Genomic DNA, 26,997 nt, shown 5'->3' with positions numbered 1-26,997 from the left:
CGGGGTTCAGAACACGGCGTCCATGGCCACGCTCACCAGCTTGGCGTTGCCGCTGAACGGGATGGCGCTGCGGTCCACCACCTTGTCGAACTGCAGCTTCAGGTCCATGTTCTTGCGGAAGTCCCAGCGCAGCGCGACGAAGCGCGTGTTGTCGATCTGCAGATCGTGGTAGGTGGGGGTCAGCTTTTCCGTGTAGTGCGAATAGCCGGCCAGCGCGGTGACGTCGCCGATCTTGTAGCCGGCGCTGGCGGTCCAGCTGGTGGCCTTGTAGTCGAGGGCCGGACGGCGGAAGGTGTTGGCTTCGCCGCGCAGCAGGAAGTTGTTGTAGTCGAGACTGGCCGACAGCCCCAGGATGCGCTGGCGCACGCCGGGCATGCTGACCGCGTCCGCCGGGTCGGCCGGGAAGCTGGTCAGGTGGATGCTGTTCTGCATGTAGATCAGGCGCACGCCCAGGTAGTCGTTGGAGACGTCGAGGTAGCCGCCCAGGATGTGCTTCCAGGCGTCGTCCACCTTGGCGCCGTAATAGATGCGCTCCATTTCCTTGTTGTTCTTGCTGACTTCCTGGCCGGCAAACAGGTTACCGATCACGGCCCAGTCGCCCAGCGTTTCGCGGTGGCTCAGGTTGGCGCCGTTGTAGGCGCCGATTTCCCAGCCGTAGATGTCTTGCGGAACCCGTATCCAGGGCAGCGTGTAGCCGATATAGACGCTGTCGGAGTAGGCGTAGATCGGCAGGCGGCGGCGCCCGGCCTGCAGCGTGGTGCTGGGCGTGATGTCCCAGGTCAGGTAGGCCCAGTCCACGTCGGCCTTCATGTTTTCCGACGCGCGGCTGACCACCTGGGCGGTGGCCGACCACTGTTCGTTGATCTTGTACTTGAGCTGCAGGCCGGCCAGCGATTCTTCGGACATGCTGACGCGGTTCTTGTTGTACACGGCGCCGTGCTCGTAGTTGGCGATGTAGCAGGGGCAGTCGAAGGCGTTCCACTGGCCGCTGCTGCCGCCATACGCTTTGCCGGCGGCCAGCGTGGCGAAGCCGGACACGGTCAGGTCATCGGCATGCGCGGCGGACAGGCTGGCGGCGCCCAGCAGCAGGACGGAAATCAGTTTCTTCATGGTTAGGCTCGGGTTAATTCAGGGTGGCGATGATCTTGACGCTGGCGTCCACGTCTTTCTTGTCGATGTAGCCTATGCGGCTGGGATCGGCCGCAACGGTCTTTTTCATGTCCTGCTCGCTATCGACCTCTTGCGGCGGGGTGCCGCCGCCGGTGAAGATCAGCTTGGACCAGATCGAGCGCACCTGGGCCGGGTCCTTGTGGCAGGCCTTGGCATAGAACTGGTCGCGCACCGGATTCTTCTCCGGCAGGTTGACCGGGACCGGCTGCTTGGTCTTGCCGAGGTAGGCCTGGCAAATCAGCTCATTGGCGGGCGCGCTGGCCTTGGCCGAGACGATCACCACCAGTTCGGCGTGGGCCGGCATGGCCAGGGCGGCCAGCAGCAGCGCACTGCCGCCGGCAAGGAGTTTCTGTTTCATAGGCAAAAGGAGAGGGGCGAAAAATTACGGGGAAGGGGCGGCCAGGCGCGGCGGCGTGGCGCCCGGCGCATCCAGCCTGAACGCGCTGACCGCCTGGGCCAGCGTGGTGGCCTGGTCCAGCAGCGAGACCGCCGTGGTCGAGGCTTGCTCGACCAGCACCGCGTTCTGCCGCGTATCCTGGTCGATCTCGCCCAGCGCCGACTGGATCTGTTCCAGGTCCTCGCCCTGGGCCTGGCTGGCCTGGGTGATCGCGCCCATGATGGCGGTGACGCGGGCGATGCTGGCCACGATGTCCTGCATGGTGGCGCCGGCCTGGTCGACCAGGCGTGCGCCGGCGTCCACCCGTTCCACCGAGGCGTCGATCAGGGCCTTGATCTCATGCGCGGCGGCGGCCGAGCGCTGGGCCAGGTTGCGCACCTCGCTGGCCACCACGGCAAAGCCACGGCCCTGTTCGCCGGCGCGCGCCGCTTCCACGGCCGCGTTCAGCGCCAGGATGTTGGTCTGGAAGGCGATGCCGTCGATCACGCTGATGATATCGACCACCTTGCGCGACGAGGCATTGATGGCGCCCATGGTGTCCACCACCTGGGTCACCACGGCGCCGCCTTGCTGCGCCACGCCGGAGGCGGCCTCGGCCAGCTGGTTGGCCTGCAGCGCGCTATGGGTATTCTGGCGCACGGTGGCGGTCAGCTGGCGCATCGATTCGACGGTCTGGTCCAGCGCGCCGGCGCCGTGCTCGGTACGCCGGGCCAGGTCGGCGTTGCCCGATTCGATTTCCTGCGCGGCGCCGGCAATGGTCTGGCCGGCGGCGCGGATGCGCGCCATGGTGGCGCCCAGCTTGTCCTGCATCTCGCGCAGGCTCAGCAGCAGGCTGCCCCGGTCGCCGGGCGCGGTGCGCACCTGGCTGCTGAAGTCGCCCTCGGCGATGGTGCGGGCGATGCGGATCGCGTATTCCGGCTCGCCGCCCAGCTGGCGCCACAGCAGCCGGATGATGAAGTGCGACACCAGCGCCAGGCAGGCCACGGTCAGTAGCGCCACCACGATATTGAGCCGCATGACGAGGCGCACGTCGCGCGCGCTGTCTTCCAGGGTGGCGGTCAGCTGGCGGCTTTCGGCGCCGTAGCTGGCGTGCAGATCCTGGTCCAGCACCTTGAGCGCCGCCTGCATGGCGGCGATGGTGGCGGGGGCGTCGCCGCTGTCCAGGCCCAGCATGATCTTGCCGGCTTTCAGGGTGGGTGTCAGGTAGGCGTCGAATTCGCCGGCCAGGCGCGCGGCGGCCGGGCCATGGCCCTCGATCTGGCCTAAGCGCGACAGGGTGGCCCGGATGCGCTGGGCCGAGGCCTGGATGGCCGTCAAGCCATCCTGCTCGCCATCGGCCACCGCGTGCTGCATGCCTTCGGAAATGGCTTGCACGTCGCGTATCATGGAATTGAGCTGGTCCAGCGCCGGATAGTCAGTGGCGCCGGCGCGCGCGATGTGGGCCTGGGCCGAGGAGGTGTAGCTTTGGTTGATCACCAGGCCGGTGGCGAACAGCAGGCCGGCCAGGACCGGGATGGCCCAGATCCGTAGCTTGAAAGACAATTGCATTTCCGTCATCCCATACGATGTGTTGCCCATCATATAGTATGTCCGCCGGGAAATTCTCACATATTCTCACGCAAGGCTTCCCAAAGCCCAAATGATCGATATTTCTGACCGGAAATGGCCGATCGGGGTGGCGAGTTGTTGCGTTACGGATACGTTTATACCAACGGCAAGGCGGTAGTGTCCTTGATGCGCTGCAGGGCAAACGAGGATTTCACGTCCAGCACGGCCGGATGGCGCAGCAGGGTGGCCATCATGAAGCGCGAGAAATGCTCCATGTCCTCCACGTGCACGCGCAGCAGGTAGTCCATCTCGCCGGTCATGGCATAGCAGGCCACCACTTCCGGCCACTGCTCCACCGAGACCGCGAAGTCGGCCCGGGGCGAGACCGCCGCCGGCGCCGCCGCCGCGCCCAGCGCGCGCGCATTGCTGATGGCGGCGCCGTCGCTGTGCTTTTCCAGCCGCACGTTGACGTAGGCCAGCAGGCCCAGGCCTATCTTGTCCGGGTCCAGCAGGGCCACGTACTGGCGTATCACGCCCGCTTCCTCCAGGCGCTTGATGCGGCGCAGGCAGGGCGAGGGCGACAGCGAGACCAGTTCGGCCACGTCCTGGTTGGACAGCCGGCCATCCGATTGCAAGATGGACAAGATCTTGCGGTCGGTTTTGTCGAGCGCAATTTTGGTCATAAATACCTCAAATATTCAAAATAAGAGCAATATTATTGCGCAAATCAGGAGTGCGCAGGAACTGTTTGCAATTTAATGCTGGCCTCAGGGGTCTATACTGGTTCAAAACCATAACCAGGAGACAGGCATGCAATTTCAGCCTTGGGACAACCCGATGGGAACCGACGGTTTCGAGTTCGTCGAATTCGCCGCACCCGAACCGAAAGCGCTGGGCGCGCTGTTCGAGAGCATGGGCTTCACCGCCATCGCCCGCCACCGCCACAAGGACGTGACGCTGTACCGCCAGGGCGAGATCAACTTCATCATCAACGCCGAGCAGGATTCGTTTGCCCAGCGCTTTGCGCGCCAGCACGGGCCGTCCGTGTGCGCCATCGCAATCCGGGTGCAGGATGCTGCCTACGCTTACCAGTGCGCGCTGGAAAAGGGCGCCTGGGGCTTTGACAACCGCACCGGCCCGATGGAACTGAACATCCCCGCCATCAAGGGCGTGGGCGATTCGCTGATTTACCTGGTGGACCGCTGGCGCGGCAAGCATGGTGGAGCGGAAGGCGCCATCGGCGACATCAGCATCTATGATGTGGACTTCGTGGCCATCCCCGGCGCCGTGGCCAATCCGGTGGGCCATGGCCTGACCTATATCGATCACCTGACCAACAATGTGCACCGTGGCCGCATGAAGGAGTGGGCCGACTTCTACGAGAAGATGTTCAACTTCCGCGAAGTGCGCTACTTCGATATCGAAGGCAAGCTGACCGGCCTCAAATCCAAGGCCATGACTTCGCCCTGCGGCAAGATCCGCATCCCCATCAATGAATCCTCGGACGACAAGTCGCAGATCGCCGAATACCTGGACCAGTACCACGGCGAGGGCATACAGCACATCGCGCTGGGCACCGGCGATATCTACACCTCCATCGAAGGCATGAAGGGCGCCGGAATCGCCTTCCAGGATACGATCGAGACTTACTACGAACTGGTCAACCGCCGCCTGCCGCACCACGGCGAACGGCTGGACGACCTGCGCCGCCTGCGCATCCTGATCGACGGCCACAGCACCGAGAACGAGCGCGAGCTGCTGCTGCAGATCTTCACCCAGAACGTGATCGGACCGATCTTCTTCGAAATCATCCAGCGCAAGGGCGACCAGGGCTTCGGCGAAGGCAATTTCCGCGCCTTGTTCGAGTCCATCGAGCTGGACCAGATCAAACGCGGGGTACTCAAGGACCCAGCCGGCAGCAACGCATAAGACGACGCGCCGGCACGCCCGGGCCCTACCAGGGACCGGGCTTTTACAAAAACTGGAGACAACAATGACTGCACCTCAACAGGGCATGCTGGGACCCGAGCTATTCCAGGACGATATCTCGCTGGAAGACAAGTGGACGCTGGAACGCGGCCGCGCCTTCATGACCGGCACCCAGGCCCTGATACGCCTGCCCATGATGCAGCGCGAGCGCGACCTGAAGGCGGGCCTGAACACGGCCGGCTACATCACCGGCTACCGCGGCTCGCCGGTCACCTCGGTCGACATGACGGCCATGAAGGCCAGGCAGCACCTGGACGCCCACCACATCAAGTTCCATCCCGGGATGAACGAGGACCTGGCCGCCACCGCCGTATGGGGCACCCAGCAGACCAACTTGTTCAAGGACGCCAAGTACGACGGCGTGTTCGCCATGTGGTACGGCAAGGGGCCCGGAGTGGACCGCTGCGGCGACGTGTTCAAGCACGCCAACAACGCCGGCAGCGCCAGGCATGGCGGGGTGCTGGTGCTGGCCGGCGACGACCACGCGGCCAAGTCGTCCTCCACCGCGCACCAGTCGGACCACATCCTGAACGCCTGCGGCATCCCGGTGCTGTATCCCTCCTCGGTGCAGGAATACCTGGACTACGGCCTGCATGCCTGGGCCATGAGCCGCTACACCGGGCTGTGGGTATCGATGAAGTGCGTGACCGACATCATCGAGTCCGGCGCCGTGGTGGACTTCGACCAGGACCGGGTGCAGACCATCATCCCGGCCGACTTCGAACTGCCGGAAGGCGGCCTGAATATCCGCTGGCCGGACACGGTGCTGGACATGGAAGCGCGCATGAATACCTACAAATGGTATGCCGCCCTGGCCTATGCGCGCGCCAACAAGCTCAACAAGATCATCTGGGACAGCCCCAGGCCGAAAATCGGCATCATCACGGCCGGCAAATCCTACCTGGATACGCGCCAGGCCCTGGCCGACCTGGGCATAGACGAGCAGGCCGCCGCCGACATCGGCATCCGCCTGTACAAAATCGGCATGACCTGGCCGCTGGAGGCCGAGGGCGTGCAGGCATTCGCGCGCGGCCTGGACGAGATCCTGGTGGTGGAGGAAAAGCGCCAGATCCTGGAGTACGCGCTCAAGGAAGAGCTGTACAACCTGCCGGACGGCCAGCGCCCGCGCGTGGTCGGCAAGTTCGATGACACTGGTGAATGGAGCAACAATCCGCGCACCGGCCACGGCGACTGGCTGCTGCCGGCCACCTATGAGCTGAACCCGGCGCAGATCGCGCGCGCCATCGCCAGCCGCATCATGCACTACTGCGACGGCCATCCGGTGGCCCAGCGCGTCAAGGAGCGCATCGCCTACCTGGAGCAGAAGGAGCTGCTGCTGAACTCCGTGCCGGCCAAGGCCAATCCGCAGACCGACCGCACGCCCTTCTTCTGTTCGGGCTGTCCGCACAACACCTCGACCAAGGTGCCGGAAGGTTCGCGCGCGCTGGCCGGCATCGGCTGCCACTACATGGTGCTGTGGATGGACCGCGAGACCTCGACCTTCACCCACATGGGCGCCGAGGGCGTGACCTGGGTCGGGCAGGCGCCGTTCACCAACGAAAAGCATGTGTTCACCAACCTGGGCGACGGCACCTATTTCCACTCGGGGATATTGGCGATACGGGCGGCGGTGGCGGCCAAGGTCAACATCACCTACAAGATTTTGTTCAACGACGCCGTCGCCATGACCGGCGGCCAGGCCTTCGACGGTCCGCTGGACCCGGGCATGATCTCGCGCCAGATCGCGGCCGAGGGCGTGTCGCCCATCATCGTGGTGACCGACGAGCCGTCCAAGTACCCGTCCGACTATAACTGGGCGCCCGGCGTCACGGTGCGCCACCGCAGCGAATTGATGGACGTGCAGCGCGAGCTGCGCGACCAGCCCGGCGTGTCGGCCATGATCTACGACCAGACCTGCGCTTCCGAAAAACGGCGGCGCCGCAAGCGCGCCGAGTATCCCGATCCGGCCAAGCGGGCCGTCATCAACGAGGCCGTGTGTGAAGGCTGCGGCGACTGCTCGGTGCAGTCCAACTGCCTGTCGGTGGAGCCGCTGGAGACGGAGCTGGGGCGCAAGCGCCAGATCAACCAGTCGTCCTGCAACAAGGACTTTTCCTGCACCACCGGCTTCTGCCCCAGCTTCGTGACGGTGGAAGGCGGCGCGCTGAAGAAACCGAAGAAGGCCGCCGCAGGCGAGGGCGCCGACCTGCCGGCGCTGCCCACGCCCGTGCTGCCCTCGACTGCGCAGCCCTTCGGCATCCTGATCACCGGCATAGGCGGAACCGGCGTGGTCACCGTGGGCCAGATCCTGGCCATGGCAGCCCACGTGGCGGGCAAGGGCGCGGTGGTGCTGGACATGAGCGGCCTGGCACAGAAGGGCGGCCCGGTGATGTCGCACGTGAAGCTGGCCGACCATCAAGCGGATTTGCACTCGACCCGGGTCGGCACCGGCAACGCCGACCTGGTGATAGGCTGCGACCAGATCGTGACCGCCAGCCGGGACGCCCTGTCGCGCATGGACTCCGGCCGCACCTATGCCGCCATCAATTCCACCGGCGCCACCACGGCGGCCTTCGTGAAGAACCCGGACTGGCAATTCCCGGATTCATCCTCGCGCGGCGAGATCGTGCGCGCCTGCGGCAGTGAGCACGTGGACTTCGTCGACGCCGGCCGCATTGCCACCGCGCTGATGGGCGACTCCATCGCCACCAATATGTTCATGCTGGGCTACGCCTACCAGAAAGGCCACGTGCCACTGAGCGAGGCGGCGCTGGTCAAGGCCATTGAACTCAATGGCGTGTCGGTGGCCTTCAACAAGGCCGCCTTCCACTGGGGCCGGGTGGCGGCGCACGACTTGCAGGTGGTGCTCAGGCTGACCGCGCCCACGCAGGTAGTGGAGTTCAAGCGCGCCATCTCGCTGGACGACATCGTGGCGCGCCGCGTCGAACTGCTGCGCGCCTACCAGAACGCCGCCTATGCGGAGCAGTACCGCTCCTTTGTCGAACAGGTGCGCACGGCCGAGGCCCGCCTGGGCAAGGGCACGCGCCTGACCGAGGCCGTGGCGCGCTACTACTACAAGCTGATGGCTTACAAGGACGAGTATGAAGTGGCGCGCCTGTACAGCGATGGCGCCTTCCAGCAAAAGGTGGCCGCCATGTTCGAGGGCGACATCCAGCTCAAGTTCCACCTGGCGCCGCCGCTGCTGGCCAGGCGCGACGCCCAGGGCCACCTGGTCAAGCGCGAGTTCGGGCCCTGGATGATGAAGGCTTTCGGCGTACTGGCCAGGTTCAAGGGCTTGCGCGGCACCGCCTTCGACATCTTTGGCCATACGGCCGAGCGCAAGATGGAGCGCGCGCTGATCGCCGAATACCGCGCCACCGTGTCGGCCCTGCTGCCCAAGCTGAGCACGGACAACCTGGGCCAGGCGGTGGCCATCGCCAGCATCCCGGAGGACATACGCGGCTATGGCCATGTGAAGGAGCGCCACCTGCAGGCGGCCAAACAGAAGGAGGCCGCGCTGGTCGAGGCCTTCCATGCGGCCAGGCCGGCCACGGCTCCTGCGCCGGAGCGGCCCGTGCCCATACTGGTGTAGGCACGCGTCGCTCACGCCTTGGCGGCCTTCCGTGGCCGCCTTTTTTATGCATAAGCAAACGCGAAATCCTTCCTTCCGGTAGCGCTCCCAACTTGCTAAGGTGGCGCCTTCGCCTTGCTCCGGACATCCTCCGGTACACGGCGTGTTTAACCCGGCGGATCCGCACACCGGCCCGCCGGTCTGGCCGCGGCCCACAAGGCCGCGCCTTCGATCGTTCAGCTGTGGACGAGCGCGCTAAGCTTCGATGCCATCTCGCGCAGCATGGCGCGCACGGTTTCAAGAGAGGGATGCGGATCTGGTAGCTGCTGTTCGCGGCCAAACGCCAACCCTACGCTTTGCAAGGCCGACAGCAGATCCATGTAGTCGCCGTCGGCGAGAACATCATTTATGTAAGCGATAGCCAGCGCGGGGTCACGCTGGAACATCTCCGTGGTGGCTTCGTCATGGTCACGGTGAGGCTGGTCCATGGCGTCTTTTCCAATCCTGAAATAACTTGATGGCGAGTGTAACGTCGCGCGATTGCGATGTCTTGCTTCCAGCGCACGTCAATAAAATGATAGCGCCGCCCACGTACGCGAAATAGATGCGATAGCCTGGCCCGACATGGATACGCAGCTCATGTCCGTCTATAATTTCCGGCAACCTGGATGGATGCCATAGCCGTCCGGGCGCGAACTTTATTCCCTTTGCCGGAGCCCTCCCCGATGATACGTACCGCGTTACTGCTTGCCCTCGCCGCCGCTCCGCTGGCGCAGGCGGCCCCCGCCGCCGCTTCCCCCGCAACCGCACCCCTCACCACCATTGCCGAGCGCTCGGGCTTCGAACGCACCGGCCGCTACGACGAGGTGATCGCGCTGTGCGCCCAGTTCCAGAAGGCTTATCCCAAGGCGGTGCGCTGCTTTGAATTCGGCCGCACGCCGGAAGGCCGCCCGATGATGGCGCTGGCCGTCTCTCGCACCGGCGCGCTGACGGCCGAGGCGGCAAAAAAACGCGGCCTGCCGGTGCTGCTGGTGCAGGGCGGCATCCACGCCGGCGAGATCGATGGCAAGGATGCCGGCTTCCTGGCCCTGCGCGAGGCGCTGGACAACAAGCTGGCGCCCGGCGCGCTGGACAAGCAGGTGCTGCTGTTCGTCCCGGTCTTCAATGTCGACGGCCATGAGCGCTACGGCCAGTGGAACCGCCCCAACCAGCGCGGCCCGGTGGAGATGGGCTGGCGCACCACGGCGCAAAACTACAACCTGAACCGCGACTACATCAAGGCCGATGCGCCCGAGATGCAGGCCATGCTGGCGCTGGTCAACGCCTGGGACCCGCTGGCCTATATCGACCTGCACGTGACCGACGGCGCCAAGTTCCAGCCCGACGTCTCGATCCAGGTCGAACCCATCCACGGCGGCGACGAAGCCCTGAAGCAGGCCGGCACCGTCCTGCGCGACAACGTGATGGACGACTTGCGCAAGCAGGGGGCCGATCCCAAGTCCTTCTACATCTCGTTTGCCAAGGAAGACGATCCGATGTCCGGCTTCGAGGACAGCATGGCCACGCCGCGCTTTTCGACCGGCTACTTCCAGCTGCGTAACCGTTTCGCCATGCTGGTCGAAACCCACTCGTGGAAGGATTACCCGACCCGGGTGCGCATCACCCACAATACCATCATCTCGCTGCTGAACAACGTGGCCGCGCACGGCAAGGACTGGCTGGCCGCCACGCGCGAAGCCGATGCCCGCGCCCTCAAGCTGGCCGGCTCGGAAGTGCCGCTCAGCTACCGCACCACCTACAACGCCAGGACCATCCAGTTCCCCGGGTACGCCTACACGCGCGAGCATTCGGAAGTGTCGGGCGGCCTGTGGACGCGCTATGACGAGACCAAGCCGCAAATGTGGACCGTGCCGCTGCGCGACGAGATCGTGCCGGACCTGAAGGTGGCGGCGCCGCTGGGCGGTTATATCGTGCCGGTGGCGCACGCCGCCTGGGTGGGCCCCAAGCTGAAACAGCACGGCGTCGAGTTCAAGGTACTCAAGGATGAGCAAATGGCGGCCGAGGTGGAGACCTTCCGCGCCACCAAAACCAAATTCGGCGCGCAATCGTTCGAGGGCCACCAGTCGCTGGCGGTGGAAGGCGAGTGGGCGCGCGAGCGCCGTCCGCTGGCCAAGGGCGCGCTGTTCGTGCCCATCGCCCAGCCCAAGGCGCGTTTGGTGATGACCTTGCTGGAGCCGCGCGGCGCCGACGGCCTGCTGGCCTGGGGCGAATTCAACAACGCCTTCGAGCGCAAGGAATACATGGAGGATTACGTGGCCGAGGAAGTGGCGCGCGCCCAGCTGGAAGCCGACCCGGCCCTGCGCGCGGAATTCCAGCGCAAGCTGAACACCGATCCGGAATTCAGCCAGAGCCCGGCCAAGCGCCTGGAATTCTTCGCCCGCCGCCACGCCTCGTGGGACGAGCGTTTCAACCTGTACCCGGTGTTGCGCAGCGCCAAGGTGTATTGAACAAAAGCCGGCAGCAGCCGGCTTTTTTCATTCCTGCTGCAGCGGGATGATGCCCGGCAGCGTGGCCGGGGTCGAACACGGTTCCTCGTCGAAGGCGATGTCGCCCAGCGGGTTGGCCAGGCCGTCCGCCTTCAGTTCCGTGAAGCCGAACAGCGAGCGGTCCATCAGGTGCGAGGGCACCACGGTGGACAGGGCCGCATAGGTGTTCTCGACCCGGCCCGGATGCTTTTTCTCCCACTCGCGCAGCATGGCCTTGATCTGCTTGCGCTGCAGGTTTTCCTGCGAGCCGCACAGGTCGCAGGGGATGATGGGGAAGTTCTTCACTTCGGCGTAGCGCTCGGTGTCCGCTTCCTTCACATAGGCCAGCGGGCGTATCACCACGTGCTTGCCATCGTCCGAGACCAGCTTGGCCGGCATGCCCTTGAGCTTCCCGCCGAAGAACATATTGAGGAAGAAGGTCTCGAGGATGTCGTCGCGGTGGTGGCCCAGGGCGATCTTGGTCGCGCCCAGCTCGTCCGCCACGCGGTACAGGATGCCGCGGCGCAGGCGCGAGCACAGCGAGCAGGTGGTCTTCCCTTCCGGGATCAAACGCTTGACGATGCTGTAGGTGTCCTGGTTCTCGATGTGGAAGGCCACCCCCAGTTCGGCCAGGTAGGCCGGCAGCACCTCGGGCGGGAAGTTGGGCTGCTTCTGGTCCAGGTTGACGGCCACGATGTCGAAATGGATAGGGGCGCGCTCGCGCAGCGTCATCAGGATGTCCAGCAGGGCGTAGCTGTCCTTGCCGCCGGACAGGCAGACCATGACCTTGTCGCCTTCCTCTATCATGTTGAAGTCGCCGATGGCCTGGCCCACCAGGCGGCACAGGCGCTTGTGCAGCTTGTTGTTTTCCAGCGCGATCTTCTCGGCCGACTTGGCGTTCAGGCCCGGGGTGTCGATGACGGCGTTCATACGTTGTCCTTGATCTTGAATACTTCCACGCCCACGCCTTCGCAATCTGGATAGACGTCGGGCTTCATGGTCGAGACGCGCACGGCGCGCACGCGCGGGTGGTCCAGCATGGCGCGCACCACGTCGTCGCACAAGGTTTCCTGCAGCTGCACATGGCCTTGCGACATGCGCCTGGCGATGGTGTCGCGGATGAAGTCGTAGTCCACCACTTCCTCCAGCTGGTCGTGGCTGGGCGTCGAGACTTCCAGCGGGATGTACAGGTCGACATTGATCAGCAGCCGCTGTTCGCCCTTTTTCTCGAATTCGTACACGCCGATGTTGATCAGCACTTCGTAGTTGCGCAGGAACAGGCGCCGGCAATCGGCCAGGCGGGGGTGGGTCAGCATGGGCTACTCTCTAAAATAAGCTAAACGGTATAAATATTTTATTCGGTGAGGAACATCACGTCGCGCGCCAGCGGCATCAGGTGCTGGCCGCCATCGACCAGCAGGGTGGTGCCGGTGACGGCGCGCGCGGTGGCCGCGTACAGCACGGCGGCGGCGATGTCCTCGGGGGTGCTGGAGCGTCCCAGCGGGGTCTGGCGGTGGGCCTGCTGGAAGCCGGCTTCGCTCTGGTCGCCGGACACCAGGGTGATGCCTGGGGCCACGCCAACCACCCGCACCGTGGGCGCCAGTTGCTGCGCCAGCATGGTGGTGGCGGTGTGCAGGGCGGCCTTGGACAGCGTGTACGACATAAAATCAGGGTTAAGATTGTACAGCTTCTGGTCCAGCAGGTTGACCACCACGGCCTGGCTGCCGGCCGGGGTGGCCGCGTGCAGGGCCTGGGCCAGCAGCAGCGGCGCCGCCACGTTGGCGCGCATGTGGCGCTCCAGCAGTTCCGGGCTGAACCCGGTGGCGCTGTCGTATTCGAACAGGGAAGCGTTGTTGACCACGCAATCGACCCGGCCCAGGGCCGCGACCGCGCGCGGCAGCAGTTCGCGCACGGCCTGCGCGTCGGCCAGGTCGCACGGCAGGGTGGCGGCGCGCCGCCCCAATGCTTCGATATCGGCCGCCGCCTGTGCCGCCTCGGCGGCGGAGGCGCGGTAGTGCAGCGCCACGTCCCAGCCGGCGCGCGCCATGGCCAGCGCGATGGCGCGGCCGATGCGCCGTCCGGCGCCGGTGATGAGCGCCACCGGGGCGCCCGCTTGCTGTGCTGTGCTCATGCTGTCAGGATGGTCGAATTGGCCGGTTTGCCGTTTTGTACAGGATGTCCTTTGCTGGCGGGGCCGCGCCGCGATTCGCTACAATGCCGGGTATGACACTACCCGCACCTTCCAGCGACGCCCTGGCCGCGTCCCACGCCCTGCAGCAGCTGATCGCCGACGACATCGCCCGTCACGGCGGCGCCATTTCCTTTGCCCGCTACATGGAACTGGCGCTGTACGCCCCCGACCTGGGCTATTACAGCGGCGGCTCCGCCAAGCTGGGCCCGGACGGCGATTTTACTACCGCGCCGGAGTTGACGCCCCTGTTCGGCGCTGCGCTGGCGCAGGCTGCAGCCGCTATTATCGCCCAAAGCGCGCCCAACATCCTCGAATTCGGCGCCGGCAGCGGCCAGCTGGCCCATGATGTGCTGGCCGAGCTGGGCGCCGCCGGGGTGCAGGTGCAGCGCTACGCCATCGTCGACCTGTCCGGCGAACTGCGCGCACGCCAGCAGGACAAGCTGGCCGCCTTCCCCCAGGTCGAATGGCTGGACCGCATGCCGGAGTCCTGGGATGGCGTGGTGCTGGGCAACGAGGTGCTGGACGCCATGCCGGTGCAGCTGGTGCGCAAGCACGAGGGCGGCTGGCAGGAACTGCACGTGACGGTGCGCGACGGCCGCTTCGCCTGGGAGCCGCTGCCGGCCGGCGCCGAGCTGCTGGCCCAGGTTGCGCGCCAGATCCCCGAGCCGGACTACCTGCCGGACGGCTGGACCAGCGAAGTGCACGGCCCGTCCTGCGGCTTCATGGCCAGCCTGGCGCGCATGCTCGAGCGCGGCCGGGGCGGCGCCGCCATCCTGATCGATTACGGCTTCCCGGCCCACGAGTATTACCTGGGGCAGCGCGACGGCGGCACCCTGATGTGCCACTACCGCCACCACGCGCATGCCGATCCCTTCTATTACCCCGGCCTGCAGGACGTGACCGCCCACGTGGATTTCACGGCGGCGGCGCTGGCGGCCCAGGACCACGGCGCCGAGGTGCTCGGCTATTTCAGCCAGGCCGGGTTCCTGCTGGGCGCCGGCATCGGCGAGCTGCTGCTGCGCACCGATCCGGACGACGCCAGGGCCTATCTGCCGCAGTCCAAGGCGGTGCACAAGCTGGTCTCGCCGGCCGAGATGGGCGAATTGTTCAAGGTCCTGGTGGTGGGCAAGGGCGTGCAATTGCCGGACGCCATACTGGCCCAGGATCGCAGCCATCGTTTATAGATAAAAAAGCAACAATGCAGGAACAGGCATGGATATTCCTGCATGCTTGCCGCAATTTACGGCAGAAGATCGGATATCATGGCCTATTCGGCGTGGAAAACGATGGCGCCCGGCCCGGCAAACATTTTCGTAACGATGGCAAAGATACACACTCACTATGACAACCTGAAAGTGTCGCGCATGGCGCCGCAGGAGGTCATACGTGCCGCTTACAAGGCGCTCAGCCAGAAGTATCACCCGGACAAGAATCCGGGCGATGAAAAAGCCGCGCGCATCATGGCCATCGTCAACAGCGCCTACCTGACCCTGTCCGATCCGCAGCGCCGCAAGGAGCACGACGAGTGGATCGCGGCCGAGGAGTGGGAAGTCGAGTGGCTGGAAAGCACCCGCCACGAGGATGCCCACGGCCATGCGGCCGCCCGCGACAAGCACGAGCGCCGTCCCGAGGCGCCGCATCAGGCCTGGGACCACGCCGAGGAGCCGGCCGTGCGGCCGCGCCGGCGCGGCTGGCGCCTGTGGGGCGGCATGGCCGCCTGTCTGCTGCTGGGCTGGGCCGGCGGCGTGACCATGGTGGCCGAGCCGCATTTGCTGTCCTCCATGCTGGCCTCCGCATGGGGCGGCAAGGGCGACCTGACCGAGCCCGCCGCGCGCGCGCCCGAACCGGGCAAGTCCAAGACCGACAGCGCCGCCGACGGCTGGGCCGCCAGCCGCGCCTCGTACCCGGATGCAGTCCCGGCCAAGGCGCCCATCAAGGTGCTGGCCCTGTCGCAGGTGGTGCTGCCGGGCGTGCTGCCCGATTGCGACAGCGAAAGCCAGACCCTGACCGCGCCCAATGGCGAACCGTGGCCGACCGAATCCGGCTATGTCGAGGGTTTCCCGGTGGCCAACAAGGGCGAGGACATGCAGCTGACCCTGGACAACGCCGGCAATGCCTCGGCCGTGTTCATCAAGGTGTACGACATGGAGCGCCATTCCAACGTGCGCTATGCCTTTGTGCAGGCGCACGACAAGCTGGTGGTCGACAAGCTGGCCAGCGGCCGCTACGAGATCCGCTACCAGAACATCGACGTGGCCGCCAACCAGGCCGGCTGCCCGCGCCGCCAGGCCAGCGCCGGTACCGGCGCCCCGGTGCGCTAGCGCCGTACCCCTGCGCCGTACTCCTCGTACTTCTCGTACTCCTCGTGCTCCTGTTTACGGCGAGGAGCCTCAACGAGGCCTGCCCGCTGTGGCGCAGGGGCTATTCCGCCGCGATATCGTTCAGGCCCATGTCCGGGCTGGACATGAGCCGGTCGATGTCGACCAGGATCAGCATGCGCTCGGCTATGGTGCCCAGGCCGATGATGTAGTCGGAGCTGAAGGCCGTGCCCATCTCCGGCGCCGGCTTGACCTGGTCCGGGGTCAGCGTGGTCACGTCCGACACGGAATCGACCACCATGCCCACCACCCGGCCGCCGATGTTCAGGATGATCACCACCGTGAACTGGTCGTAGGTGGCCTCGCCCAGCTTGAACTTGATGCGCATGTCCACCACCGGGATGATGATGCCGCGCAGGTTGATCACGCCCTTGATGAACTCGGGCGCGTTGGCGATGCGGGTCACGGTCTCGTAGCCGCGGATTTCCTGCACCTTGAGTATGTCGATGCCGTATTCTTCCTTGCCCAGGGTGAAGGCGAGGAATTCTCGGCCTGCGATGTCGTTGCCGGATGCCGTCTCTTGCATGATGTGATCCTTGGTGTGCCGATTTGTGGTGAAAGAGTATCAGAGTCGGGCCGCGCTGACGAGCGCGGCAACGATCGTTTCCATGGGGGTTGTCACTGGAGGGCATTCTGATTATGCTAGCCCCAGCAGCCCCTTCAGGAGACAGCATGACCGCTACCCCCGCCTCGGACGATGACTGGCTGATCGAGGAAGACGACGAACAGCCGGAGCCCGTCCCGGGCGCGCCCGACCAGCGCCTGTGGCGTGTCCTGATCGTGGACGACGACGCCGACGTGCACGCCGTCACCCGCCTGGCGCTGCGCAACGTCAGCTTCAAGGGCCGCGAGCTGGAGCTGTATTCCGCCCACAGCGGGCGCGAAGCCTACGAGATCCTGCGCGACACCCCCGACATCGCCCTGGTGCTGCTGGACGTGGTGATGGAAACCGATGATGCCGGCCTGATCCTGGCGCGCCGCATCCGCGAGGAACTGCACAACAGCATCGTGCGCGTGGTGCTGCGCACCGGCCAGCCCGGCCAGGCGCCCGAGCAGCGCGTCATCATCGAGTACGACATCAACGACTACAAGGCCAAGACCGAGCTGACCACGCAAAAGCTGTTCACCACCGTGATCTCGGCCCTGCGCGCGTATGAAAGCCTGAACATGCTCGAGCGCAGCCGCATCGGGCTGGGCAAGATACTGGCCGGGGCCACCAACCTGTACCAGATCCATTCGCTGCGCGAGTTCGCCTCCGGCGTGCTGAACCAGGTCAGCGCCATCCTCGACGTGGGCGCCGACGGCGTGCTGTGCCTGATGCAGGGCGATACCGGCCACACCACGGTGGTGGCCGCCACCGGCCATTACGCGGCCCTGGGCGAAAGCGAGCAGATGCCCTCCAGCCATCCGCTATGGCCCACCATCGCCAAGGCTTTCGCGGAAAAGAAAAGCCAGTTCGAGCATCCGGCCAACGTGCTGTTCATCCACACCCAGGAAAACCGCGAGGTGGCCATCTCCGTCACGCCGCCATGGCCGCTGGCGCAAATCCAGCGCGACTTGCTGGAAGTGTTTTGCCAGCGCATCGCGGCCGCCTTCGACAACCTGTACATCTTTGGCCAGCTGCGCAAGGCCCAGGAAGCCACCGTGGTGGCGCTGGCCGACCTGGCCGAGTTCCGCGACAGCGGCACCGGCGGCCACGTGCGGCGCGTGCAGCAACTCTCCAGCGCACTGGCGCAGCGCTTGCACGAGCGCGGCAACTACGCCTCCCAGCTCAGTCCCCAGCTGCTGGACATGATAGGCCTGGCCAGCATCCTGCATGACGTCGGCAAGGTGGCCACGCCCGACCACATCCTGCTCAAACCCGGCCTGCACACGCCCGAGGAGCGCAGCCAGATGCAGGCCCACGCGGCGGTGGGGCGGACCATCCTGGAGCGCGCCGCCAACATGGTGGACGGGGTCAGCTACCTGACCTACGGCGCCGAGATCGCCGGCGCCCACCACGAACACTACGACGGCAACGGCTATCCCAACCAGCTCAGGGGTGACCAGATCCCGCTGTCGGCCCGTATCGTGGCGGTGGTGGACGTGTTCGATTCGCTGCTGCACGAGCGGCCTTACAAGGACCCCTGGCCGCATACGGAGGTGATGCGCTACATCACCGAGCGGGCCGGCAAGCAGTTCGACCCCGAGGTGGTGGCGGCCCTGCTGGACGTGATCGAGCGCGATCCCTCGGTGGGCCATACCCCGGACTGAGGAAGTCGGCCGGGCCGTTCAGACCGCGCCCGGCTGCGCTCAGGTGTCGCTCAGGCGCCGCCGGCGCCGGTGCGCCCTTGGTCCGGCGCCGCCAAGTCCGCCCCGGCGCGCGCCATGGCCTCGAACTCGGCCACCGGCAGCGGCCGCGCGTACAGGTAGCCCTGCGCCTCGTCGCAGCCCTTGGCGCGCAGGAAGTCGCGCTGGGCCGCCGTTTCCACCCCTTCCGCCACCACCGCCAGTCCCAGCGAATGGGCCAGCGCGATGGTGGCCGCCACGATCACGGCATCGTTGGGATCGCTCTCGATATCCTTGACGAAGCCGCGGTCTATCTTGATGCGGTCCAGTTCGAACAGCTTCAGGTAGCTGAGCGAGGAATAGCCGGTGCCGAAATCATCGATGGCGACCTTGATGCCGCGCGAGCGCAGTTCGCGCAGCAGCACCCGGCTGCGTTCCGGGTCCTGCATGGCGGCCGATTCCGTGATCTCCAGTTCCAGGCGGGCCGGCGCCACGCCATGCTGCTGCAGCAATTTGTCCAGCTGCGGCAGCAGGCCGGCGCCGTGGCACTGCCGCGCCGACAGGTTGAGCGCCAGGCGCAGGTGGGCCAGGCCGCTGTCCTGCCACCCTGCCAGCAGCACGCAGGCGCGCTGCAGCACCCAGTCGCCCAGCGGCAGTATCAGTCCGGATTCCTCGGCGATCGGGATGAAGCGGTCCGGCCCCACCATGCCCAGCTCCGGATGGTGCCAGCGCAGCAGGGCCTCGGCGCCGATGATGCGCTGGCTGTGCAGCTCCACCTGCGGTTGCAGGTAGAGCTCGAACTCGTGCTGCTCCAGCGCCTGCCACAAGCGGTTTTCCAGCAGCAGGCGCTCATGGGTGGCGGCGTTCATGGCCGGCGAGAAGAACTGGAAGTTGCCGCGTCCCTGGCTCTTGGCCGCGTACATGGCGGTGTCGGCGTGGCGCAGCAGGGTGGAGCTGTCCTGGCCGTCGTCGGGGAACATGGCCACGCCCACGCTGGCGCCGCTGTGCACGGTCTTGCCGTCCAGCTGGTAGGGCGCGCCCAGGGCCTCGACGATGCGCACCGCGATGGCGCTGGTCTCGTCCGGCGTGATGTCGCCCGAGGTCACCACGATGAATTCGTCGCCGCCCAGGCGGGCAATGGTGTCCACCTCGCGCAGCAAGTCCTGCAGGCGCCGGGCCACGGCTTGCAGCAGCAGGTCGCCGACTTGGTGGCCGTGGGTGTCGTTGATTTTCTTGAAGTGGTCGAGGTCGATGAACAGCACCGCCGCGCGGGCCTGGCTGCGGCGGGTCTGGGCCAGCAGCAGTTCCAGGCGCAGGTTGAGCGAGAGCCGGTTGTCGAGGCCGGTCAGGGTGTCGTGGTGGGCCAGGCGGTGGATGTGTTCCTGGGCGCGGCGCTGCTCGGTCAGGTCGTGCAGGATGGCCACGAACAGGTGTTCGTCCGGCAGTTCCACCTCGCTGACCGAGACCGCCAGCGGGAAGGCGCTGCCGTCGCTGCGCCAGCCCTCGGACTGGTGCTCGTGGCTGGCGCCGGCGGCGATGCCGCGCAGCAGGCGCGCCGTATCGGCGCCGCCGTCCACCGGCAGCAGGCGCGCCAGCGGCAGGCCGGCCATCTGCTCGGGCGGATAGCCGAACAAACGGCCGGCGGCGGCGTTGGCCGATACCAGGCGGCCATCGTGGGCGATGGTGAGGATGGCGTCGGCCGCCTTGTCCAGGATGGCCTGCAGGCGCGCCTCGCGCTCGCGCAGGCGGGCGGTGCTGTCCTTGACCTGGGCCTGGATGCGGGCGCGCTCGCCGCTGATCAGCAGCATCAGCGCGCCCAGCAGGCCGGTCAGCAGCAGGCCGCAGGTCAGCACGGTCCAGCTTTGCCAGCCGCGCTGCTGCATCAGGTAGGCGCGGGTGGGCGCCAGCACCAGTTCGAACTGGCGGCCGCCGAAGTGCAGCACACGGCGGTAATCGTTGCCGCCGGGTGGGCGGCGCAGGGTGTCGCGCAGCACCGCCAGCGCACCCTGGCCGGCGCTGTCGGCCAGGCGCACCCGGAAGTGCGGGAAGTCGACCCGGCGCAAGGCCTGGTCCAGGTAGCCATCCACCTGCAGGCCGATCATCAGGGCGCCGCGCGCCGCGCCGCCCTCGGCGCCGGGGATGGCCTGTATCAGCAGCAGGCCGGCGTTCTGCGGACGCATCAGCAGGCGCAGCGGCGCCGTCACGGTCGGCTTGCCGGAGGCCAGGGCCTGCTGCAGGGCCGGGCTGCGCTGCGGGTCGAATTCAAAATCCAGGCCCTGATAGGCGCGCGCCGCCGGCGGCTCGACCAGGGTGGCGACGAAGTAGTGCTGCCGCGCCGGGGCCGGCGCCAACACGCCATCGTGCAGGTCCAGGATGGCGTAGGGGCGGCCGCCGCGGCCGGCCATGGCCGCCTCGTAGGCCGCGCGCTGGCCATGCCCGACCGGGCGCAGCCAGGCCATGGACAGCAGCTCGGGACGCTGGTCCAGGTAGCCGTGCGCCATGCTGCCGAAGTCGTCCGGGTCCAGGGTGCGGCGGGCCCCGCCCAGGGTCTGGGCCATGGCGTACAGGAAGCGTTCGTGTTCGCTGAACTGCGATTGCAGCAGGTCGCCGGCCTGCTGCGCCTTGAGCAGGAAAGCCTGGCGCTGCTGGCTGGTTTCCCACCGCTGGGCCTGCAGGAAGATGGTGATGAAGGCGGCCGCCGACAGCAGCAGCGACAATCCCACCAGGTAGCGGCGCCGCCACCACAGGGCGCGTGGCCGGCCCAGCGCGATCCAGGTCAGTGGCCCGGCCAGCAGGATGCCGATGGTGTCGCCCATCCACCAGGCCAGCCAGCTGATGGGCAAGTCGCTCCAGGCTATCACGCCCACGGCCAGCATGCCGGCCAGCGACACGCTGCTGCTGGTGACGGTGACGCCGCCGGCCAGCAGCAGGAAGCGCACCACGTCGCGTCCGGAGCCGATGGCCGGGTCGATATGGCGCAGGAACAGCCGGCTGCCCAGCCAGGCCTGCAGGGCGGCGCCCAGGGCCGGCGCGCAGGCGCCCAGGAAGGTGGCCAGGGTCACGCCCTGCGGGCTGAGGAAGGGATAGACCAGGTTGGTGCTGAGTGAGCCCAGCATCACGGCCGGCAGCAGGCGCGGCCCGGCCGCCACGCAGGCCGCCAGCGCCACCCCGGCCGGCATGAACAGGGGCGAGGCGTAGCTGGGCGGCAGGGCCAGCAGCAGGCTCAAACGGCCCACCACGAAATACAGGAGCCACAGGCCCAGATTGGCCAGCAGCACCTGGCCCCAGCCCCTCGGGCCCGCGTACACATGCTTCAAAATCCCACGCTCCCCGGTCGATGATGTGCGGCCGATTGTATAGGATTTTTTTCAACACAAAAACAACACTTGCACTTTTGCAGTCCGTGCAGTTAGAATCTCGTCCCGAAGCAAGACGTTGCTCTTCATCAAAGCGAAAGCGGTGAAAAAGAGTTGACAGTCTAAGAAAGTTGCTTCATACTCTGCGGTTCCTCGCGGAGGGGTGGCCGAGTGGTTAAAGGCGACGGACTGTAAATCCGTTCTCTATGAGTACGCTGGTTCGAATCCAGCCCCCTCCACCAAGTTTTGCAGCAGGACTGAGTGGTATAAAGTGAAGACGGACCTCGCGGGTGTAGCTCAATGGTAGAGCTGAAGCCTTCCAAGCTTAAGACGAGGGTTCGATTCCCTTCACCCGCTCCAAAGTTGCAATGCAGATGCGCAAGCATCGATTAGCTGTTCCAAATAAGCCCTTGTAGCTCAGTGGTAGAGCACTCCCTTGGTAAGGGAGAGGCCACGTGTTCAATCCACGTCAAGGGCACCAGAATTCGCAGTACCCGCGCCCTGCGCGCGGCGCAGTGAGCATCAGTTAAGACAGTCGGGCGTTGCCCGGGCAATCACATCAAAATCGTTAGGAGTCTAAAATGGCAAAAGAGAAATTCGAGCGGACCAAGCCGCACGTCAACGTCGGCACCATTGGTCACGTTGACCACGGCAAGACCACCCTGACCGCTGCGATCGCAACCGTGCTGTCGAAAAAATTCGGCGGCGAAGCCAAGGCCTACGACCAGATCGACGCTGCTCCTGAAGAAAAAGCACGCGGCATCACCATCAACACCGCCCACGTCGAGTACGAAACCGCGACCCGCCACTACGCCCACGTGGACTGCCCCGGCCACGCCGACTACATCAAGAACATGATCACCGGCGCGGCCCAGATGGACGGCGCGATCCTGGTGTGCTCGGCCGCCGACGGCCCGATGCCCCAGACCCGTGAGCACATCCTGCTGGCCCGCCAGGTGGGTGTTCCTTACATCATCGTGTTCCTGAACAAGTGCGACCTGGTGGACGACGCCGAGCTGCTGGAACTGGTGGAAATGGAAGTGCGCGAACTGCTGTCGAAATACGAGTTCCCCGGCGACGACCTGCCCATCATCAAGGGTTCGGCCCGTATGGCCCTGGAAGGCCAGCAAGGCGAGCTGGGCGAAGACTGCATCATCCGCCTGGCCGACGCCCTGGATTCCTACATCCCGACCCCGGAACGTGCCGTTGACGGCGCCTTCCTGATGCCAGTGGAAGACGTGTTCTCGATCTCCGGCCGCGGTACCGTGGTGACCGGCCGTGTCGAGCGCGGTGTGATCAAGGTCGGCGAAGAGATCGAAATCGTCGGCATCACCGACACCGTGAAAACCACCTGCACCGGCGTGGAAATGTTCCGCAAGCTGCTGGATCAGGGTCAAGCCGGCGACAACGTTGGCCTGCTGCTGCGCGGCACCAAGCGTGAAGACGTGCAGCGTGGTCAGGTGCTGGCCAAGCCGGGTTCGATCAAGCCGCACAACCACTTCACCGGCGAGATCTATGTGCTGTCGAAAGACGAAGGTGGCCGTCACACCCCGTTCTTCAACAACTACCGTCCGCAGTTCTACTTCCGCACCACCGACGTGACCGGCTCGATCGAGCTGCCGGCCGACAAAGAAATGGTGATGCCTGGCGATAACGTGTCGATCACCGTCAAGCTGATCAACCCGATCGCCATGGAAGAAGGCCTGCGCTTCGCCATCCGCGAAGGCGGCCGTACCGTCGGCGCCGGCGTGGTTGCCAAGATCATCGCTTAAGTAACACCGATTCTGACTACCGCCCGGGCCTCCCGGGTGGTATGATAGATCCTTGCTGTAAGTTTTAAAGGGGCGTAGCTCAATTGGCAGAGCGTCGGTCTCCAAAACCGAAGGTTGGGGGTTCGATGCCCTCCGCCCCTGCCACCATCCTGGTGCAGGGCACCGAAAGTAGAACATGTCAAATCAATCCGTGCAGACCGTCAGCACGTCGAATGACAAGATCAAGGTCGTGCTGGCGATAGTCGCCGCGATCGCAGGAGTAGTAGGCTTTTATTTCCTGGCAGACAAACCAGCTCTGGTACGCGCAGGCGCACTAGTAGCTGGTTTAGCTTTTGCAGTCCTGATCTTGTGGACCTCGACCACTGGCCGTGATTTCCTGAATTTTGCCAAAGAATCGGTACGCGAGACCAAGAAGGTCGTGTGGCCGACCCGCCGCGAAGCGGCCCAGATCACCGGCATCGTGTTTGCCTTTGTTCTGATCATGGCGATCTTCCTGTGGGGCACGGATAAGACGCTGGAATTCCTGTTGTACGACGTCATCCTGGGTATACGAAAATAATGAGCGAAAATGTGCAAGACGACGTGTCCGGCGAAGTGCCGGCGCAAGATGCTGGCGCAGCACCGCTGAGCACGCCAGTAAGCAACAAGCGCTGGTATGTAGTGCATGCATACTCCGGCATGGAAAAAAGCGTGCAGCGCGCCCTGATGGAACGCGTCGAGCGCGCCGGCATGCAGGACCAGTTCGGCCAGATCCTGGTGCCCACCGAAGAAGTGGTGGAAGTACGCAATGGCCAGAAGTCCGTCACCGAGCGCCGTTTCTTCCCTGGCTATGTGCTGGTTGAAATGGAAATGACGGATGAAACGTGGCACCTGGTGAAAAACACCAGCAAGGTCACCGGTTTTATCGGCGGCAAGTCGAACAAGCCGACCCCGATTCCCGCGCGCGAGATCGACAAGATCATGCAGCAGATGCAGGAAGGCGTGGAAAAGCCGCGGCCCAAAGTGCTGTACGAAGTGGGCGAGCAAGTCCGCATCAAGGATGGCCCGTTCACCGATTTCAACGGCAATGTCGAGGAAGTCAACTACGAGAAATCCAAGGTGCGCGTGTCGGTCACCATCTTTGGCCGCGCCACCCCGGTGGAACTCGAGTTCGGCCAGGTCGAAAAAGTTTAAGCAGTACCACCGTTCGCCGGAACGGGCGAACGCGAATCCGGTACCAGAGGAGCCCCGCCTGGCAGTCAGCCGCGCGGGGCGCTACTACTCAAATCCAAGACAGGAGCCATCATGGCAAAGAAAATCATTGGTTTTATCAAGCTGCAAGTGCCAGCTGGTAAAGCAAACCCCTCCCCGCCGATCGGTCCGGCACTGGGCCAGCGCGGCCTGAACATCATGGAGTTCTGCAAGGCCTTCAACGCCCAGACCCAGGGTATGGAACCCGGCATGCCGATCCCGGTGGTGATCACCGCCTTTGCCGACAAGTCCTTCACCTTCGTGATGAAGACTCCTCCGGCCACCTACCTGATCAAGAAGCACTCGGGTGTGACCAAGGGTTCGTCCAAGCCGCATACCGACAAGGTCGGCAAGCTGACCCGCGCTCAAGCGGAAGAAATCGCTAAACTGAAAACCCCCGATCTGACCGCTGCCGACCTGGATGCTGCCGTGCGCACCATCGCCGGTTCCGCACGTTCGATGGGCATCACGGTGGAGGGCCTGTAATCATGGCAAAACTGTCCAAACGCGCACAAGCCATCAAGGCCAAAGTCGATAGCACCAAGAACTACAGCTTCGACAACGCCGTCGCCCTGATCAAGGAACTGGCCACCGCCAAGTTCAATGAATCGATCGACGTGTCCGTCCAGCTGGGCGTGGATCCGAAGAAATCGGACCAGGTCGTTCGCGGCTCCGTGGTGCTGCCCGCCGGCACCGGCAAAACCGTACGCGTGGCCGTGTTCGCCTCCGGCGACAAGGCTGAAGCCGCCAAAGCGGCTGGCGCCGACGTGGTCGGCATGGAAGACCTGGCCGAGCGCGTCAAAGCCGGCGACATGCCTTTCGACATCGTCATCGCTTCGCCCGACACCATGCGTATCGTCGGTACCCTGGGCCAGATCCTGGGCCCGCGCGGCCTGATGCCGAACCCGAAAGTCGGCACCGTGACCCCTGACGTGGCTACCGCCGTGAAAAACGCCAAAGCCGGTCAAGTCCAGTACCGTACCGACAAGGCTGGTATCATCCACGCCACCATCGGCCGTAAATCGTTCAGCGATGCGGATCTGAAGACCAACCTGGTCGCCCTGATCGACGCCCTGAACAAAGCCAAGCCTGCCTCGAGCAAAGGCGTGTACCTGCGCAAGGTCTCGCTGTCCTCGACCATGGGCGCCGGTGTCCGCGTGGACCAGGCTACCCTGGCAGCGTAACAACCTCCGGTGTCCAGGTGCTGACACGCGCAGCGTGTTGGTCCCTGGCACCGCTGACTGAATCAAGTCCCCGCAGTGTAGCGCGGGGCGCATCTTTGGGGTGGTTGTCCGGCCATAAACCGGACAGCCAACAATCAAAGACCGTTGGGCTCCGCGCATCAGGCAGGCGCGGGGTTAATTGAAAGTTCTCACCCAACGCAGATGGTGTACCCGATCAAGTTTCGTAGTCCATAGGACTCCTAAACCTCGGACGCCGTTGTTCGAACCGATGCAAGGCATTAGCTGCGCATCATTTAAGGAGGTTGACCGTGGGTCTCAATCTGAATGACAAAAAGGCCGTCGTCGCCGAAGTTTCCGCAAAAGTAGCAACTGCGCAAACCATCGTCGTGGCCGAGTACCGTGGCATCCAGGTTGGTCACTTGACGCAACTTCGTGCCAAAGCGCGTGCCCAAGGCGTGTACCTGCGTGTGTTGAAAAACACCCTGGCCCGCCGTTCCGTTGAAGGTACGCAATTCGCCAACCTGGCCGATGAAATGACCGGTCCGCTGATCTACTCGATCTCGGACGACGCCGTTGCTGCAGCGAAAATCATTGCTGATTTCGCCAAAACCAACGACAAACTGGTCATCAAGGCTGGTAACTACGCAGGCAAACAGCTGGATAAAGCTGGTGTTGCCGCGTTGGCGAGCATTCCGAGCCGTGAAGTCCTCATCTCGCAGCTGTTGGGCGTTATGCTGGCTCCTGTTTCGGGCTTTGCACGTGGTCTGGCTGCCCTGGCAGCGAAAAAATCCGAAGGCGCTCCGGCCGCAGCAGAAGCTGTCGCCGAAGAAGCCCCGGCCGCTTGATTGCGTCCCGATTTTTTCCTCAGTACCGATCTGAATTAACGTATCAAAAAAATTATTGGAGTTTCAAATGGCAATTAGCAAAGAAGACATCCTGAACGCAGTCGCTGAACTGTCCGTCATGGAACTGAACGACCTGGTCAAAGCTTTCGAAGAAAAATTCGGCGTGTCGGCCGCTGCCATGGCAGCTCCGGCTGCTGGCGGCGCCGCTGCTGGTGCAGCTGCTGCTGAAGAGCAGACCGAGTTCAACCTGGTCCTGACCGAAGTCGGCGCCAACAAGGTCGGCGTCATCAAGGCCGTGCGCGAAATCACCGGTCTGGGCCTGAAAGAAGCCAAAGACGTGGTCGATGGCGCTCCGAAGACCGTGAAAGAAGCCCTGTCGAAAGCTGACGCTGAAGCCGCCAAGAAAAAGCTGGAAGAAGCTGGCGCCAAGGCCGATCTGAAGTAATCTGTAGTACGGCGTAGTTGTTGAACGCCCCGAGCCAAAGTTGCGGATGCCCTCTGAAAGGGGGGAATCCGGCTTTGGCTCCTTTGTCGTCTTTGTCGTATTTGTAGCACCTGTACCACACACGCTGCTGT

General features: G+C 64.8%; 23 protein-coding genes and 4 tRNA genes. 17 read left to right on the top strand and 10 right to left on the bottom strand.

The features are described from left to right. Positions 1-6: 6 nt before the first annotated feature. From ACLB1G_RS09920 to ACLB1G_RS09905, 4 genes are all read right to left on the bottom strand, one after another. Positions 7-1,110: a porin gene (locus ACLB1G_RS09920; protein WP_491627028.1), complete on the bottom strand. Its 1,104-nt coding sequence runs from the start codon at positions 1,108-1,110 to the stop codon at positions 7-9. 13 nt (positions 1,111-1,123) lie between these two features. Then, positions 1,124-1,528, bottom strand: coding sequence for a hypothetical protein (locus ACLB1G_RS09915; RefSeq protein WP_491627027.1), 405 nt, complete (start codon positions 1,526-1,528; stop codon positions 1,124-1,126). 24 nt (positions 1,529-1,552) lie between these two features. After that, the gene (locus ACLB1G_RS09910) at positions 1,553-3,115 is read right to left on the bottom strand and encodes a methyl-accepting chemotaxis protein (protein ID WP_491627026.1); all 1,563 of its coding nucleotides are present in this window, start codon (positions 3,113-3,115) and stop codon (positions 1,553-1,555) included. Positions 3,116-3,270: 155 nt separating this feature from the next. Continuing rightward, positions 3,271-3,798, bottom strand: a complete 528-nt coding sequence (locus tag ACLB1G_RS09905) for an Lrp/AsnC family transcriptional regulator (protein WP_491627025.1) — start codon at positions 3,796-3,798, stop codon at positions 3,271-3,273. Positions 3,799-3,925: 127 nt separating this feature from the next. On the opposite strand from ACLB1G_RS09905, the gene hppD reads away from it, so the two are divergent. Next, positions 3,926-5,044, top strand: a complete 1,119-nt coding sequence (gene hppD, locus ACLB1G_RS09900; protein ID WP_491627024.1) for a 4-hydroxyphenylpyruvate dioxygenase — start codon at positions 3,926-3,928, stop codon at positions 5,042-5,044. A gap of 64 nt (positions 5,045-5,108) precedes the next feature. Next, entirely contained in the window at positions 5,109-8,693 is a 3,585-nt protein-coding gene (locus ACLB1G_RS09895; protein WP_491627023.1) for an indolepyruvate ferredoxin oxidoreductase family protein, read from the top strand. A 215-nt stretch (positions 8,694-8,908) separates the two neighbouring features. Here the strand turns inward: ACLB1G_RS09895 and ACLB1G_RS09890 are convergent, their stop codons facing one another. Beyond that, positions 8,909-9,160, bottom strand: coding sequence for a hypothetical protein (locus ACLB1G_RS09890; RefSeq protein WP_491627022.1), 252 nt, complete (start codon positions 9,158-9,160; stop codon positions 8,909-8,911). Positions 9,161-9,397: 237 nt separating this feature from the next. Here ACLB1G_RS09890 and ACLB1G_RS09885 point away from each other — a divergent pair, with 237 nt between their 5' ends. Next, positions 9,398-11,179 carry a M14 family metallopeptidase gene (locus ACLB1G_RS09885; RefSeq protein WP_491627021.1) on the top strand — a complete coding sequence of 594 codons (1,782 nt, stop codon included), beginning with the start codon at positions 9,398-9,400 and terminating at the stop codon, positions 11,177-11,179. Positions 11,180-11,206: 27 nt separating this feature from the next. Here ACLB1G_RS09885 and ttcA read toward each other — a convergent pair whose 3' ends face one another. From ttcA to ACLB1G_RS09870, 3 genes are read right to left on the bottom strand one after another with little or no spacing between them, the layout of a single operon-like run. After that, positions 11,207-12,127 carry a tRNA 2-thiocytidine(32) synthetase TtcA gene (gene ttcA / locus ACLB1G_RS09880; protein ID WP_491627020.1) on the bottom strand — a complete coding sequence of 307 codons (921 nt, stop codon included), beginning with the start codon at positions 12,125-12,127 and terminating at the stop codon, positions 11,207-11,209. After that, entirely contained in the window at positions 12,124-12,513 is a 390-nt protein-coding gene (locus tag ACLB1G_RS09875; RefSeq protein WP_491627019.1) for a dihydroneopterin aldolase, read from the bottom strand. The genes ttcA and ACLB1G_RS09875 overlap by 4 nt, the downstream gene beginning before the upstream one ends. 38 nt (positions 12,514-12,551) lie before the next feature. Next, on the bottom strand, positions 12,552-13,328 hold the full coding sequence (locus ACLB1G_RS09870; protein WP_491627018.1) for an SDR family oxidoreductase: 777 nt from the start codon (positions 13,326-13,328) through the stop codon (positions 12,552-12,554). A 92-nt stretch (positions 13,329-13,420) separates the two neighbouring features. Here ACLB1G_RS09870 and ACLB1G_RS09865 point away from each other — a divergent pair, with 92 nt between their 5' ends. Both ACLB1G_RS09865 and ACLB1G_RS09860 read left to right on the top strand, forming a co-directional pair. Beyond that, a complete protein-coding gene (locus ACLB1G_RS09865) occupies positions 13,421-14,572 on the top strand; it encodes a class I SAM-dependent methyltransferase (protein ID WP_491627017.1) in 1,152 nt (383 codons plus the stop codon). Positions 14,573-14,707: 135 nt separating this feature from the next. After that, on the top strand, positions 14,708-15,709 hold the full coding sequence (locus ACLB1G_RS09860; RefSeq protein WP_491627016.1) for a J domain-containing protein: 1,002 nt from the start codon (positions 14,708-14,710) through the stop codon (positions 15,707-15,709). Between the two features lie 100 nt (positions 15,710-15,809). Here the strand turns inward: ACLB1G_RS09860 and ACLB1G_RS09855 are convergent, their stop codons facing one another. Then, entirely contained in the window at positions 15,810-16,292 is a 483-nt protein-coding gene (locus ACLB1G_RS09855) for a chemotaxis protein CheW (RefSeq protein ID WP_491627015.1), read from the bottom strand. Positions 16,293-16,438: 146 nt separating this feature from the next. On the opposite strand from ACLB1G_RS09855, the gene ACLB1G_RS09850 reads away from it, so the two are divergent. Continuing rightward, on the top strand, positions 16,439-18,019 hold the full coding sequence (locus tag ACLB1G_RS09850; RefSeq protein WP_491627014.1) for a DUF3369 domain-containing protein: 1,581 nt from the start codon (positions 16,439-16,441) through the stop codon (positions 18,017-18,019). 50 nt (positions 18,020-18,069) lie between these two features. On the opposite strand, the gene ACLB1G_RS09845 is transcribed toward ACLB1G_RS09850, so the two are convergent. Continuing rightward, positions 18,070-21,342: a bifunctional diguanylate cyclase/phosphodiesterase gene (locus ACLB1G_RS09845; protein WP_491627270.1), complete on the bottom strand. Its 3,273-nt coding sequence runs from the start codon at positions 21,340-21,342 to the stop codon at positions 18,070-18,072. 205 nt (positions 21,343-21,547) lie between these two features. On the opposite strand from ACLB1G_RS09845, the gene ACLB1G_RS09840 reads away from it, so the two are divergent. From ACLB1G_RS09840 to rplL, 11 genes are all read left to right on the top strand, one after another. After that, positions 21,548-21,632 (top strand) — tRNA-Tyr (locus ACLB1G_RS09840). Between the two features lie 44 nt (positions 21,633-21,676). After that, positions 21,677-21,750, top strand: a tRNA-Gly gene (locus ACLB1G_RS09835). A 46-nt stretch (positions 21,751-21,796) separates the two neighbouring features. Continuing rightward, positions 21,797-21,871 (top strand) — tRNA-Thr (locus tag ACLB1G_RS09830). A 100-nt stretch (positions 21,872-21,971) separates the two neighbouring features. Further along, positions 21,972-23,162, top strand: coding sequence for an elongation factor Tu (gene tuf, locus ACLB1G_RS09825; protein ID WP_491626963.1), 1,191 nt, complete (start codon positions 21,972-21,974; stop codon positions 23,160-23,162). A 68-nt stretch (positions 23,163-23,230) separates the two neighbouring features. Next, positions 23,231-23,306, top strand: a tRNA-Trp gene (locus ACLB1G_RS09820). 31 nt (positions 23,307-23,337) lie between these two features. Then, on the top strand, positions 23,338-23,721 hold the full coding sequence (gene secE, locus ACLB1G_RS09815; protein ID WP_491627013.1) for a preprotein translocase subunit SecE: 384 nt from the start codon (positions 23,338-23,340) through the stop codon (positions 23,719-23,721). Continuing rightward, on the top strand, positions 23,721-24,335 hold the full coding sequence (nusG, locus tag ACLB1G_RS09810) for a transcription termination/antitermination protein NusG (protein ID WP_491627012.1): 615 nt from the start codon (positions 23,721-23,723) through the stop codon (positions 24,333-24,335). Before secE ends, nusG begins: the two co-directional genes overlap by 1 nt. Before the next feature lie 111 nt (positions 24,336-24,446). Continuing rightward, positions 24,447-24,878, top strand: a complete 432-nt coding sequence (gene rplK, locus ACLB1G_RS09805) for a 50S ribosomal protein L11 (RefSeq protein WP_491627011.1) — start codon at positions 24,447-24,449, stop codon at positions 24,876-24,878. A gap of 2 nt (positions 24,879-24,880) precedes the next feature. Beyond that, positions 24,881-25,576, top strand: coding sequence for a 50S ribosomal protein L1 (rplA, locus tag ACLB1G_RS09800; RefSeq protein ID WP_491627010.1), 696 nt, complete (start codon positions 24,881-24,883; stop codon positions 25,574-25,576). Between the two features lie 308 nt (positions 25,577-25,884). Further along, on the top strand, positions 25,885-26,421 hold the full coding sequence (rplJ, locus tag ACLB1G_RS09795; RefSeq protein ID WP_491627009.1) for a 50S ribosomal protein L10: 537 nt from the start codon (positions 25,885-25,887) through the stop codon (positions 26,419-26,421). 67 nt (positions 26,422-26,488) lie between these two features. Then, positions 26,489-26,866: a 50S ribosomal protein L7/L12 gene (gene rplL / locus ACLB1G_RS09790; protein ID WP_491627008.1), complete on the top strand. Its 378-nt coding sequence runs from the start codon at positions 26,489-26,491 to the stop codon at positions 26,864-26,866. The last annotated feature ends 131 nt before the right edge of the window (positions 26,867-26,997 follow it).

The organism is Duganella kummerowiae (assembly GCF_053572355.1).
Note: the sequence above shows the minus strand (reverse complement) of the source record. Positions and strands in the feature narration are given on the sequence as shown.